Origin of the sequence: Clostridium sp. NSJ-145, assembly GCF_021044725.1 — a bacterium.
Lineage (GTDB): Bacteria > Bacillota > Clostridia > Clostridiales > Clostridiaceae > Clostridium > Clostridium disporicum_B.
In genome coordinates this window covers 105,735-119,941 of sequence record NZ_JAJNOS010000005.1, presented here as the reverse complement: position 1 = coordinate 119,941, position 14,207 = coordinate 105,735, and the positions used below count along the sequence as shown (strand labels likewise).

At 29.4% G+C, this 14,207-nt stretch carries 13 protein-coding genes; all 13 read right to left on the bottom strand.

What is annotated here, in order from left to right; all coding sequences use genetic code 11:
* Positions 1 to 8: 8 nt before the first annotated feature.
* On the bottom strand, positions 9 to 470 hold the full coding sequence (locus LQE93_RS06290; protein WP_055264447.1) for a tRNA (cytidine(34)-2'-O)-methyltransferase: 462 nt from the start codon (positions 468 to 470) through the stop codon (positions 9 to 11).
* Positions 471 to 581: 111 nt separating this feature from the next.
* Positions 582 to 1,607 carry a spore photoproduct lyase gene (splB, locus tag LQE93_RS06285; protein WP_055264449.1) on the bottom strand — a complete coding sequence of 342 codons (1,026 nt, stop codon included), beginning with the start codon at positions 1,605 to 1,607 and terminating at the stop codon, positions 582 to 584.
* Positions 1,608 to 1,672: 65 nt separating this feature from the next.
* The gene (locus LQE93_RS06280; protein ID WP_186838589.1) at positions 1,673 to 2,515 is read right to left on the bottom strand and encodes a Cof-type HAD-IIB family hydrolase; all 843 of its coding nucleotides are present in this window, start codon (positions 2,513 to 2,515) and stop codon (positions 1,673 to 1,675) included.
* Between the two features lie 137 nt (positions 2,516 to 2,652).
* The gene (locus LQE93_RS06275; RefSeq protein WP_442870536.1) at positions 2,653 to 4,131 is read right to left on the bottom strand and encodes a VanW family protein; all 1,479 of its coding nucleotides are present in this window, start codon (positions 4,129 to 4,131) and stop codon (positions 2,653 to 2,655) included.
* A gap of 325 nt (positions 4,132 to 4,456) precedes the next feature.
* A complete protein-coding gene (locus tag LQE93_RS06270; protein ID WP_055264455.1) occupies positions 4,457 to 5,398 on the bottom strand; it encodes a glycoside hydrolase family 25 protein in 942 nt (313 codons plus the stop codon).
* A gap of 271 nt (positions 5,399 to 5,669) precedes the next feature.
* The gene (gene treR / locus LQE93_RS06265) at positions 5,670 to 6,377 is read right to left on the bottom strand and encodes a trehalose operon repressor (protein WP_186838586.1); all 708 of its coding nucleotides are present in this window, start codon (positions 6,375 to 6,377) and stop codon (positions 5,670 to 5,672) included.
* Positions 6,378 to 6,411: 34 nt separating this feature from the next.
* Complete coding sequence (gene treC, locus LQE93_RS06260; protein ID WP_231072650.1) at positions 6,412 to 8,076, bottom strand: alpha,alpha-phosphotrehalase; 1,665 nt, start codon at positions 8,074 to 8,076, stop codon at positions 6,412 to 6,414.
* Positions 8,077 to 8,177: 101 nt separating this feature from the next.
* Positions 8,178 to 9,590 carry a PTS system trehalose-specific EIIBC component gene (gene treP, locus LQE93_RS06255; RefSeq protein WP_055264461.1) on the bottom strand — a complete coding sequence of 471 codons (1,413 nt, stop codon included), beginning with the start codon at positions 9,588 to 9,590 and terminating at the stop codon, positions 8,178 to 8,180.
* A gap of 294 nt (positions 9,591 to 9,884) precedes the next feature.
* Positions 9,885 to 10,451 (bottom strand): class I SAM-dependent methyltransferase, encoded by a 567-nt coding sequence (locus tag LQE93_RS06250; protein ID WP_231072649.1) that lies wholly within the window; start codon positions 10,449 to 10,451, stop codon positions 9,885 to 9,887.
* 208 nt (positions 10,452 to 10,659) lie between these two features.
* Positions 10,660 to 11,130, bottom strand: a complete 471-nt coding sequence (locus LQE93_RS06245; RefSeq protein ID WP_231072647.1) for a GNAT family N-acetyltransferase — start codon at positions 11,128 to 11,130, stop codon at positions 10,660 to 10,662.
* A gap of 162 nt (positions 11,131 to 11,292) precedes the next feature.
* A complete protein-coding gene (locus LQE93_RS06240) occupies positions 11,293 to 12,315 on the bottom strand; it encodes an ABC transporter permease (RefSeq protein WP_231072645.1) in 1,023 nt (340 codons plus the stop codon).
* A complete protein-coding gene (locus LQE93_RS06235) occupies positions 12,315 to 13,034 on the bottom strand; it encodes an ABC transporter ATP-binding protein (protein ID WP_186838583.1) in 720 nt (239 codons plus the stop codon). Before LQE93_RS06235 ends, LQE93_RS06240 begins: the two co-directional genes overlap by 1 nt.
* Before the next feature lie 169 nt (positions 13,035 to 13,203).
* Positions 13,204 to 14,121 carry a D-alanine--D-alanine ligase gene (locus LQE93_RS06230; RefSeq protein ID WP_231072707.1) on the bottom strand — a complete coding sequence of 306 codons (918 nt, stop codon included), beginning with the start codon at positions 14,119 to 14,121 and terminating at the stop codon, positions 13,204 to 13,206.
* Between the last annotated feature and the right edge of the window lie 86 nt (positions 14,122 to 14,207).

Genomic DNA, 14,207 nt, shown 5'->3' with positions numbered 1-14,207 from the left:
CCCATCCATTATTTCATATCCGGAAAGTCCATTTGTCTTAATGCTTCATATGCTATAATTGCAACTGTATTAGAAAGGTTTAGACTTCTAGTACTTGTCTTAATCATCGGCACTCTTATATTTGTATGAGCTTCATGTACTTCTTGTGGTACACCTTTTGACTCTCTTCCAAACATTATGAAGTCACCCGGCTTATAACTTTCCTCATTATAGTAATTACCACCATGAGTAGATGCTAAAAATATTCTTCTATCTCCATACTTATTTATAAAATCTTCATATGACTCATGAACTTCTAACTTTAACTCACTCCAGTAATCTAATCCTGATCTTTTTACTGCCTTATCATCAATACTAAATCCTAACGGCTTTATTAAGTGTAATGTTGAATTAGTTAACACACATGTTCTTGCTATATTTCCAGTATTTTGTGGAATTTCTGGTTGATATAATACAATATTCAAATTCAAGGAATTTCCCTCCAAAACAAAAAGCAAGATGATAAACACCTTACTCTATAATCTCTTATAAAAATAATAATACTATATCCAATTTTAATAGTCAAAGTTTTTTACAGATTGTTAAATAATATATTTTATTTCACTTTCCGGAAAAATTTCACTTATCTCTTTTTTGAAAAACTCCTTCATATCATCAAGTTCTTCCGTCTTATATACATATTTTCCATAACCAAATTGTCCATATTTATATTTACGCTCATCATCATTCATCGGTAATGTATTTTCTGGAAAAACTTCCATTATTACATTTTTTGCTCTTGTTGTATATCTATGAGATATTACCTCAAATGATGGTGGATTTTTCATACTCTTCGGTAATTTCTCTCTTAAGTCTAATAAAAGTTTTTTATAATCTTCTTTATAGTTATTATATAAAAATACCGGTGCAATTATAAACCCTAAAGGATAACAGGCATTAGCTATTTTTTCACACGCTTCTAATCGTAAAGTGATAGATGCAGTAGCATTTTCATACTCATTAATAACTTTATCTGTATTTAAAGTAAACCTCACCTCTGTTTTGCCGTTATGTTTTATATCTAACAAAGTATCCACATCATTAAATTTACTTACAAATCTAAATCGGCCATTAGTATTGTTAGCAAAAAATTCTATAGTCTTTTTTAACGATCCAGCATAAGGTTCCATTGGTAGTGGGTCAGATGTAGCTGATCCTTCAAATATGGTAATACTAGGCAACCTCTCATCAATATATTTTTGAGCTTGCTTTAATATATCATCAATATTTGAATTTATTTTAGCATATGGTTTATCTCCTAAATTGGTATTTAAATAACAATATTGGCATTGTCCCATGCATCCTGAATATAAAGGTAACTGATAATGAGCTGACGGTTTACAAGATTGAAATTTCAGTCCTTTCTTTACTCCTACTACTAATGTTCTCTTTCCTTCTTTGTAGAATTCAGGCAAATAATCATTATAAGGAATGTTTTGTTTAACTTTATTAGATGTGAGTATTATTTTCTCTACTTTAGTATTATCTTTAAAATAATTGTATACATTCTGTCCTATTTCATAATCTAATGAGCCTTTTTCAAATATAATTCTTTTGGGAATAAACATAAAATCACACTCCTTAGAATTATTTTCTGTATATTTAAAAATATAATTCTTAGGAATGTGATTTTCTATTCTTTATCTAATATAAACTTTTTAATAGCTTTAGCTACTCCATCATTTTTATTTGAATCTGTAATATATTGAGCTGCTGACTTTACTTCATCAATAGCATTTGCCATAGCAATACCAAGACCAGCATACTTAATCATGGATATATCATTTTCATTATCACCAATGCAAATAATTTCTTCTCTTTTTATTCCATATTTTTCACTTAAAACTTTTACTGAATTTCCTTTAGATACACCCTTAAAATTTATCTCTGTACTATGGTTACCTGAACCAAAATAAACTATATTTTCTAAGCTATCTAATTCTTTTCTTACTTTTAAAATATCTTTACTACTTGGTGAAAATGCTATACATTTAGCCATTCGTCCATTTTCTTTTTTAAAAATTTCAGCCCATTCTTTTTCAGTCTTTACAGTATAGTAATTTATATTTAAATGTTCATAATAAACTTGTTTTGTCATATAAACTTGAGTGCCCAGTTTACTGAACCAGTTATTACAATATATAGTGTCGGTAGTATGAAAATGAAACGGTACTTTATATTTATTTAATATTTTTAACACCTTCATACACTCTACTTCTGGTATTGCGCTTTCATATATAATATCATTAGTCTTTTGATCTATAACAATTGCCCCATTGGCTGCAATCACTGGAGAGTCCACACCTAAAAGCTGTGAAAAATATGCTGCATTATTATATAGCCTTCCTGTTGTAACAACAATTTCTACACCCATATCATGCGCCTTTTTTATAATGTCTTTACTAAATTCCGAAATCTTTTTTCTCTTTCCAAGTAAAGTTCCATCCATATCAATGCAAACCATTTTGTATTTCATACTTAACTCCTTTGTTCAAATACTAGCTATAATATATAATACCATCTAACTCTTAAGAATTACATAAAATATTCTAAATTTTTACTAAGAATATAGCAAAAATTTAAAAAAAGGAGCTAAAAAGCTCCTTTTTTCTATTATTGTGCTGGTGTTTGTCCTTCTGTATTTTCAGTTGGCTTCTCTTCTGGTTTTTCCTCTGGTTTTGGTGCTTCAACCTTTTTAGTTCCTCTTAAAACTATTGCATTCATAGGTTGATATACATCTGTAGATATTAATTCTCTATTAACTTCCACACCATTTTCATAAGTAATTAAATATCCTTCTGATTTATATCCTGGAGCTCCATTAAGCTTTGTTCTAGTCTTACCCTCTTCTAAAGTAGGATCATCTACATATTCTGTAGTATAGTCATACTTTTCTATTACATTATTGACAAGCTCATAAGTCTTATTGCCTTTTTCAGAAGTATTTCCATATACATTGAATGTAATTGTGCTTCCACCCATATAGCCTTCTATATATATTGGAGAATTATACGTATTTATAAATCTGTAATCTATATCTCCTTCGAAAACTGTAGCATCTAGGCTTGGCTCTGAATAACCAACCATCATTGAATGGTTATATCTTATTGTAGATCTTATGTTAGATGTTATTACTGCTCTATAAAGGAAAGTAGATATTTGACATACTCCTCCTCCATAATTAGGAACTACTTCACTTCCTACATATGTATTAGCTTCCTTATATCCATTTTCCGGAGTTGTATCTAATATAGTCTTATTATAACTAAATTCATCTCCTGGCATTAAAAGAGTTCCGTTTATATATCCTGTGGCTAATTGCATATTAGTAACTCTTCCAGTTCCATCATTAGTGTAAGAGCCACTAAAACTTCCTATTATTCCATCAATTTTATTTAATTCTTCTGCAGTTATTCTAGGACTATAATCTTGTAACTCTAAAGAAACAGTTTCTATTTTATTTGGATCAGGATCTATACAGTCAACTAATTTTGTATGTAATTCTTCTGCATTTATTTTCTTACCTATAACTTCTGGAGTTATATACTTCTCTCCATAATTTATAGTTATCGAAGCATCTACAGCAGGAATTTCTACCTCTGTATTTATCTTATCTTCGAATTCTTTAAGCTTAGCTTCATCATAAGTTAGTTCAGTATTAACTTCAGTATCAACTCCATCTTTTATGTAAGAGTTCTTTTTAAACATCCCTTCTTCTTTTCCATAAGCTAAAGCTTCTTCTGCAGTTTTATCCGCATTTATAGTTGAACCTATATCTGCGTACTTGATATTAAAACTTTTGTCACCAACAGTTACTGTTATACTTTTATCATTAACTAATGTAGCTAATTGATCATTTAAAATTGCAACTGCCTCATCCTTAGTCTTACCACTTAAATCTACTCCATAAGCATGTACCCCAGGATAAACTTTATCTTCCCAAGACTTTACTTTATTATTGATGTTAGCCATTACTCCTCCAACAGTTGCAGCTACTGCTAAAACTGCTACTCCTGAAATTGCAATAACTTTCTTATGTTTAGTAAAAAAGTCTTTAGTTCCATTAGAATTATTATTGCTCAAAAGCTTCATTCCTCCCCACTTTTTACATAAAATATAAAATTATGCTATTAGTACAATATAAAAACAGATATTTTTACAATATCTATTATAATTATAGACTATTCTCCCTCTTATTACAATTACAAAACCCTTACAATTATTTCCCATACCGAAAAATATTACAAATAATATTTTCTTAGTTGAACATTAAGAGTATAGAGTTAAGAGTTTAGTAATAAAGTCACCTTAGATGACTTTAAATACCTATAAATTTAGAAACTGAGTATCAATTTTATTCTTAATTTTTCACTTTTAACTCTTAACTCTTAATTTAAAAGGTGTTTCGTGCTTTATTTTAAACTGTTACTGTGGTTCTTACTCTTGATGTTTCACCATCTAAATCAAATGCTTCAATACTTATTTTTATTGGTCCACTTTGAGTAAATGGCAATGAAGACACTGGAATAGTAAACTCTGTATCATTAGCATCTACTGTTCCTATCCAATAATTATTTGCAAACAAATTATATCCTAGTAAATCTGCATCAGTATTTGCGTTCCATCTAATATTTATAGTATTTCCTCTCTTAGTAGCTCTAAGCCCTGTTACGCTTCTAGGTTGAATTAGATAGTCAATACTATTTGGTCCCCAGTTAGCATCTACAGGATTGCCAATACCTTGTACATTTGCACTTTCACTATATTGCCATACTCTCCATCTTGTCCATCCGCCTACATCTGGTGGATATGCTGGATTTCCTGGAATGGCTGTGTACATTGCAATCCAAAGAATCATATTCTTTAAAGGATAGCCTCTACCTGGAATAAAGAAATTATTATAAAGTTCAACATAGAAAGTTCCTGTATATAACATTATCCTTCTTCTAGTTTTCTTTTCAAATCTCTTTCTAAATCTATCAATCCAATTTACTACAGTTTCTACTGCAAGTGATTTATCTGTAGGTACTTCTACATCTATGACTGGAAATAAATCTCCATAATCTTTTTTCCCAAATCCTTCTTGTAAAACTTCGATAAAATCATCACATTGAGCATCTGCAGTAGTTAAATCATCAGCAGGAACGCCAAAGTGATATGCCCCAACTGGTATCCCATACTCTCTCGATTTTTGTGCAAACTCTAAGAACTTATTGTCTCTTCTAAATCTTCCTGATGCTGAACCTGAGGCTCTTAGGTATAAAAAATCTATTTTTGTAGCTAATACTGTAAAATCAACATTTTGCGTATACTCGTTTATATCTACTCCAAATAGACTTTTGTCATTTTTATTTTGCATAGTTCCTCCAAAATAAAGTTTTCCTTAATATATAGGATATTATTAAACTTTATAAATGGTTACTATAAATTTAATCATTAAAAATAACTGTATTACACTTAGTGTTGATTCTTATTAATATCTTTACTAAAAATAAAAAATAAGCTAGCTTACACTAACTTATTTTTTATCTCTTTAATATTCTAACATTAATTCAGTAATATATAACCTAAATAATCTATTACAAGTACTATTTATTACTTTAATAAATAAATTATTAACTATCCTTATATCATCTTCTAGCAAAATCTACAAAAACAAATTTATCTGGCCTATGTCTAGATTCAGTATATTGAAATAAACTAGTATCATCTAAATATGTATAGCTTTTTACTACTACTATCATTTCAAAACCTTTCATATCTAGGTACTTTTTATCCTCTTCTGTTGCATTCTGGACTGTTATCTCTTTTTTTGCATATGCAATTTTCAGCCCTAGCTCCCCCTCTATATAGTCATATAGAGATTCCTTACAGATATCATAAGTAAGATTTTCAACAAACTTCTGCACGATATAATCTTTATCTAAAATGATTTTTTCATCATCTACAGATCTCGCTCTTACTACTCTCCAGACCTTATCATCTCCAGATAGCTCCAACCCTCTTGCAATATTTTTTTTAGGAACTATACATTCTAAACTTTCAACTATAGTTTCTACCTTCATTCCTAGTTTTCCTGAAATCTCCTTAAAACTAACTACCCCTGATACAGGAAAATTAAATTTACCTATATCAAGTACAAAAGATCCTTTTCCCTTAGTTTTCTGAATATATCCATTCTGTTCTAACATATTCAGAGCCTTTCTTACAGTATCCCTAGACACATTGTAATCATTCATTATTTCTTTTTCAGAAGGAAGTTTATCATTTGCCTGATACTCATTATTCTCTATTTTATTTACCAATATATTGTATATGTTCAAATATTTCTTATCCATTTTATCACCAGAAATATTTTAACATAACTAAATGCTATTTCTCAATATAATAAGCAATCGATTCGTATGGTCTTAAGATAATTTCTTCTCCTAACTTAGCTGAATCTGAGTAGTTTGATAGTAATATATTAGAAGCTTTAATATCATTTAATATACTTTCAGGAATATTCACTTTAGCCTGCTTTCCATAGAAATTATTTAATACTACTAAACTCTTATTTTCATAATTTCTTAAATAAGCTAAAACTTCAGTATGATCTTCTAATATCATCTCTATATTACCTTTAGAAATTACATCATATTCTTTTCTTAATTGTATTAACTTTTTATAATGATTAAATATAGAATTGCTATCATTAACTGCTTTTTCTGCATTTATTTTTTCATATGATTTTCCTATAGGTATCCATGGAGCTCCAGTTGTAAATCCTGCATTTTCTTTATCATTCCACTGAATAGGAGTTCTAGAGTTATCTCTTGATTTAGATTTTAGTATATCTAATATTTTATCAACTGGTTCACCGTTATCTTTTAATATATTATAGTAATTTATTGATTCAACATCCCTATAATCTTCAATAGACTCAAAATATGGATTAGCCATTCCAAACTCTTCACCTTGATAAATATAAGGAGTTCCTCTCATCATATGTATAGCAGTTGCTAACATTTTACCACTTTCATCAAAGTACTCTTTATCATTACCAAATCTAGATATTGCTCTAGGCTGATCATGATTACACCAGAATAACGCACTCCATCCATTACCTTCTTGCATTTCCTCTTGCCATTTCTTAAAGATATCTTTTAACATCTTAAAGTCAAAATCCATTAAGGTCCACTTATCACCATTTTCATAATCCACCTTTAAATGATGAAAATTAAATACCATAGAAAGCTCTTTTTCATCTGGGTTAGAATATTTAATACAGTTTTCAACTGAAGTTGATGACATCTCTCCAACAGTAATTATATCCTCATGTTTACCAAAGGTATTTTCATTTAATTCTTTTAGATGCTCATGTATTCTTGGCCCATCAGTATAAAATCTTCTTCCATCTCCAATATAGTCATTTTCTAATTCATCTGGCTTAGAAATAAGGTTTATTACATCTAATCTAAAGCCTTTAACTCCTTTTTCAATCCAGAAGTTAACTACTTTATATATCTCGTTTCTTACTTCTTCATTTTCCCAATTTAAATCCCCTTGAGTTACATCAAATAAATGTAGATAGTACTCGTCCATATTTTCAACGTACTCCCAAGCATTTCCGCCAAATTTCGAAATCCAATTTGTAGGTGGTTCATTATCTTTACCTTTTTTGAAAATATAAAAATTCTTATACTTTTCATTTCCTTTTAATGCTTCTTTAAACCACCAGTGTTCTGTAGAAGTATGATTAAATACCATATCAAGCATTATATCTATATCTCTCTTTTTAGCTTCTTCAACTAATCTTTCAAAATCCTCCATAGTTCCCATTCTTGGGTCTATTTTATAATAGTCCTCAATATCATAACCATTATCTTTTTGTGGAGATACATACACTGGTGTTAACCATATGTAATCTACACCTAATGTCTTTAAATAATCTAACTTCTCAGTTACTCCGTTTATATCTCCAATTCCATCTCCATTAGAATCATTAAATGATTTAGGGTATATTTGATAAACAACACTTTCTCTAAAATCTTTCATTATATCTATCTCCTTTTATCAACCAAAGAATGGATAATATATGATTCATTCTTTAAGAATATATATTATCCAACCTTTGCTACTAAATTTACTATTTCAATTTATGCTACATTTAATTTTTTTCTACCTACTACTACTGTTAGTATAAAAGGTACTACTATCGCAACAACCATAGCTACTGCAAACATTGGTATGCTATTTGGTTGAATTGAAAGTATTCCTGGAAGACCACCAATTCCTATTGCATTTGCCATAACTCCAGAACCTACTGATATTATAGCTGCTATACCTGATCCTATCATTCCACATATGAATGGGAATCCGTATTTTAAGTTTACACCGAATAATGCTGGTTCAGTTACACCTAAGTATGCTGAAATACATGCTGGTATTGAAACTTGCTTTTCTTCTTCATTCTTTCTTTGTAAGTATATCATCGCTAAAACCGCTGACCCTTGAGCTATATTTGATAAAGCTATCATTGGCCATAATGATGTTCCACCAACTTGAGCCATTAACTGAAGGTCTATTGCATTTGTCATATGATGTAATCCTGTAATTACTAATGGTGCATAAGCAAAACCAAATATTCCTGCGAATAACCATCTAAATGATGATGTTAATCCTGCATATACAACAGTTGAAATCCATGACCCTATTGTCCAACCTATTGGTCCTAACACAACATGTGCAATAAGTACAGTTGGTACTAAAGCAAAGAATGGAACTATTATCATTGAGATTGATGCAGGTGTAATCTTTCTAAAGAATCTTTCTAGATATACTAGTGTGAAACCTGCAAGTATAGCTGGTATAACTTGTGCTTGGTAACCTATCATGTTAACTTGTGCAAATCCAAAATCCCAGAAAGGAATATCTCCTCCCCCTGATACTGCATAAGCATTTAAAAGCTGAGGTGATACTAAAGTAATTCCTAAAACTATACCTAATATTTGGGTTGTTCCCATCTTCTTAGTTATTGCCCATGTAATACCTACAGGTAAGAAGTGGAATATAGCCTCTCCTATCAACCATAAGAAACTATGTGTTCCTGCCCAAAATTGAGATATTTCTATTAAAGTTTTTGTACCATCTTCAAAAAACTTAACATCTCCAATTAAATTTCTAAATCCTAATATTAAACCACCAACTATAATTGCTGGAATAAGTGGTGAGAAGATTTCAGCTAAATTTGCCATAAGTCTTTGAATAAAAGTCATATTAGATTTTGCTGCATCTTTCACGTCATCTTTATTAGTACCTTCAACTCCAGATACCTTTATAAAATCATTATAAAACTCTCCAACAGTGTTCCCTATTATAACTTGAAATTGTCCAGCTTGTACAAATGTTCCTTTTACAGATTTTAAGCTTTCAATTTTATCCTTATTTGCTAATGATGTATCCTTTAGGACAAATCTCATACGAGTTACACAGTGTGTAACTGCACCAATATTATCTTTTCCACCTACATATTCAAGTAAAGCTCTTGAATCATCAATATATTTTCCCATGTTAGTGCCTCCTGTTTTATTCTATACATACATATTTATACCTTTACATAAACTTGTACGTACATGTTTTATGTCTTTATAATAACTTGTACGTACATCTTTGTCAACAATTTTGTGTAATTCTTTTCATAAGCAATTTCTGACAATACTTCATTATTAAAGCTATCATTAACTTAAATGCCTCAAATAATACCTTTTTATTTATCTTTTAGCAAAAAAATCGATGTATTTATTACATCGATTTTTCAAATATATGATATTTATCTTTTAATTCTCTATTGCTTAATTAGTAAATTAATACTTTTTTAAAATATAAGTTACAAAAAATCCTCTTTCATCTTCATTTTCTTCATACTTAATTAAATTAAACATATTTTTCATTCCTTCAAAATCACTTTCCAAAATTAAATCTTCCTGTCTAATTTTAAAATCTACTTTATGCTTATACCCGAAACCACATACAAACAAGATTCCTTCATCATTTATGTGCTTTGATATGTCTTTTAATACTTCTTTACTTGCTCTATAATGGTTAATTACTATATTATCATAATTCTTCAACTCATTTAAAGAATTACTACCACTTAAATCAACCTGCTTTGTTTCAACTTCGTACCCAGCCCTCGTAGCAAAAGCATTTAATCGTTCAAGGGCTCTATTACTAAAATCTATGCCAGTTACATCAAATCCTTTTTGAAGTAAATACAAAGTATTTCTTCCATCTCCACATGCGACATCAAGCACAGTTCCTGTCTTTAAATATCCTATATTATTAACCAAAGCTTTTTCAGGACTTAATAGGCTATCTCCTCTAATTTCAAATTTACTATCCCAATAATTTTTATCTCCCATATACTCCATTATTTATCTCCTATCTCTATTTAATCAAACCAATATAAATTAAATCCATAACACATAGCCTTTGCACCTTTAGGTACCTACTTAATAGTATTATATATATTAAGCTAATCTCCAATGCCACCTAAAATCATCATACGAGTGTTTCTTCATCTTTGTATTTTCCCTTAAACTTAATATTGTACATACTACCTTCCCCATATATCACACTTTATAAAGTCTTAACCATAATTAAGCACGGATTACTCTCTCCCCATATCTCTTTGATTTCTTCTAATGGATAAAAACCTAGTTTTTTATAAAACTCTCTAGTTATTTTATAATTTTCATCTGGATGAGATTCCCCTAAAGTTTTTACCATAAAAAATTTAATTTCATCTTCAATTAATAATTTTTCAGTAATTTCAATTAACTTTCTACCAATCTTTTGATTTTGATATTCCTTTAGTATTCCTATAAGATACACTTCTGCTGTATACTTATTATTATATTTTATACTTATAAATCCTACTGCTTTTCCATTATTATATGCTCCATAAAAATCATACTTTTTAACTTCTTCAACATACTCTACTATTGACTCTTCAATTCCAAACCATTCTGGTAACTCTCTTAATATATAATTTGTAATTCTTGACTTTTCATTATTATTTCTGATATTTTTAATCTCTATCATGCCCATCCTATCTCCCGGTAAATACTATATGCTTTAAAAAATATTACCATTTATTCACTTTCTTCTCAATAAAAAAATACAACATTAAATCGTTGATTCAAACAATTTAATGTTGTATTATCACTTTATCTCACTTGATAAATATTTCCTTCTAAAACTGAACTTCATCTAAATAACATCTCTCTTGCAGAACACTCCATAAGTAATTGCCATAAATAAAGCAATATAAGCACCTACTATTAAAGCCGCAATTACTGGTGTAAACCCTTGAATCACTATGCTTTGAAAATCATTATTTATTTGTGGTAATACTGTTCCATAATCTAAAAACTTTCTAAAATCTAAATGATTAAATGGTAAATAGTTTATTAATCTACTCATCTTCCCAGCATATAAAACTATTGGTGATACTAAGAATATAGTTATTATAGATGTTATTGTAGCAAAGGATACTGACTTTAAAAGTACAGCTATCATAAATGCTAAAGCTATTGAGAATATTAACTCAACAAGTTTTAATAATACTATAATAACTGAATATAGAGCTGTACTAATAACATACGGTCCATTCACTCCATAAAGTATAGTTTGACTAGATATCCTATCAAATCCATGAATTATTATTCCAGACAATAATCCCATTACAAGAACTATTCCTAATATTTCTAATCCATAAATTAAAATTGCTAAATACTTTGATGTAAGCACCTTCCAACGTTTATATGGTGATACAAGCCACATATTTATAGTTTTATTGTTATATTCACTAGCTACATTAAATACTCCAACTAATACTACTGTTAAAATTATAAATCTAAATACCCAATTAAAAGAATTATCAGCAAAGAACCACCATATATTTTTTTCATAATCCTTTGTAATATTATGCTCTAATCTATATTCTGCAATTTCAATTCTCTTATTTATCTCATCTTTTTGAATCTCATCATAATATGGATCACTCAACATAACATCCTTCTGCGATATAAGATATTCTTCCCTCTCTCTCCAATCAAAAGTCGTTGAAGTTCCATTAGTACTTTCGTATTCCCTTACTCTTTTCATATCGCTATATTCAGATATAGTTAATCCAATCATAATTATAAAAGATAATATTATTCCAACTTTAGCTATTTTACTTTTAAACATCTTACTAAACTCTAGTTTACTTAAATATAAAACATCGTTCATTATTTTTCAGCCTCCTTGATAGAATTAATAAATACTTCTTCTAAAGAAGACTCTTTATTAATTTCATCCATGGTTTTAGTACATATAACTTTCCCATCTGAGATAATAACAACTCTATCACATAGTTGTTCCATTTCCATTAATATATGACTTGAAACCACTACCGAAATATTTTTATTATGTGATAAATCCTTTAAGAATTCTCTTAAATCTTTTATTCCCATTGGATCTAAACCGTTAGTAGGCTCATCTAAAATTAATAATTTAGGTTGCTTCATAAGAGCTACAGCTAGGCCAATTCTTTGTTTCATACCTAAAGAATACTCTTTAACCTTATCATTTAATCTATCCTTAAGTCCAGAAACCTTTATAGCCTCATTTACCCCTTCTTCTGATGCTTTATAAAGCTTAGCAAAAAGCTTTATATTTTCCATTCCAGTCATATATTCATATAAAAACGGAATTTCAACTATCGCTCCTACATTATCCATAGCCTTTTCAAAGTTACTTTTTATATTATGTCCATCTATTATAACCGTTCCACTATCTGCACTTATAAGTCCCGTTATCATTCTTATTGTAGTGGTTTTTCCTGCTCCATTAGCTCCTAAAAACCCTAGAATTTCTCCTGCTTTAGCTTCAAAAGAAACATTATCAACTATTCTTCTCTTTTTAAAAGACTTACTTAAGCCTTCAACTTTTAAAACAGTTTTATTCATAAGTTAACCTCCATACTTAATTATGAGTACAAAAAAAGAGCAAATGTAAATTGACATTAAAACTAGCATAGCAACTTCTTTAAATATTTTTAGCTAAAGTTAGCCATGCTGATTTTTTGCGTCAACCTCCCATCTGCCCATTTTTAACTTTTATATCTAATTTACTATTTTATATAGCTCTCTTAACCTTTAAAGATGTTTGTATAATCATATCTATAAGCCCTGAATAGCTTACATTAACGGCATTGGCACTCTTTGGGAAAAGCGAAGCAGCCGTCATTCCTGGTAATGTATTAACTTCTAATATATAAGGAACTCCTTCACTTGTTACTATCATATCTACTCTTGCATAAACTTCACACTTTAATGCTCTGTAAGTACCTATAGCCATCTTTTCAACTTCTTTATGAAGATTCTCTTCAAGTTCTACTATAACTTCTTCAGCTCCATCCTCTGAATACTTTTGAGTAAAATCAAAGAAATCTGCTCCTTCCTTAGGTCTTATTGCTATAACTGGCCACATCTTCTTGTCAAATACAGGACAAGTTATTTCATCACCTTTTATGAATTCTTCTATCATAACTTCTGTATCCCATTTTAAACCTTCTAAAACAGCATTCTCTATATCTTCTTTCTTTGTTATTTTGAAAGTAGCAACACTTGATCCTCCATTTGTAGGCTTAACGAAAACAGGATATCCCATTTCTTCTATCTTGTCATAATCTATTTCTTCTATTGATGAAACATTTATCCATCTAGCAGTTCTTATTCCATTAGCTACTAATATTCTCTTTGTAAGGTCCTTATCCATGCATACACCTGAGCTTATTGGTCCACATCCTGAATATGGTATATCTAAAGTTTGAAGTACTGATTGAACAGTTCCATCTTCACCAAACTTTCCATGTAATGCTAATAATGCAAAATCTATTCCTTTAACTTTATTTATTATATCCTCTTTATTATCTATAACTATTGGCACAACTTCGTATTTACTTCTGTCTATATTCTCAACTATCGAATTTCCACTTTTTAATGATACTTCTCTTTCTGAAGAAATACCACCCATAATAACACCAACTTTAATCATTTTTGCCTCCAAATTTAAACTTACTTATAAAATAAAGACCTGTATTTACAAGTCTTTATAATTATAACACTATATATTATTTA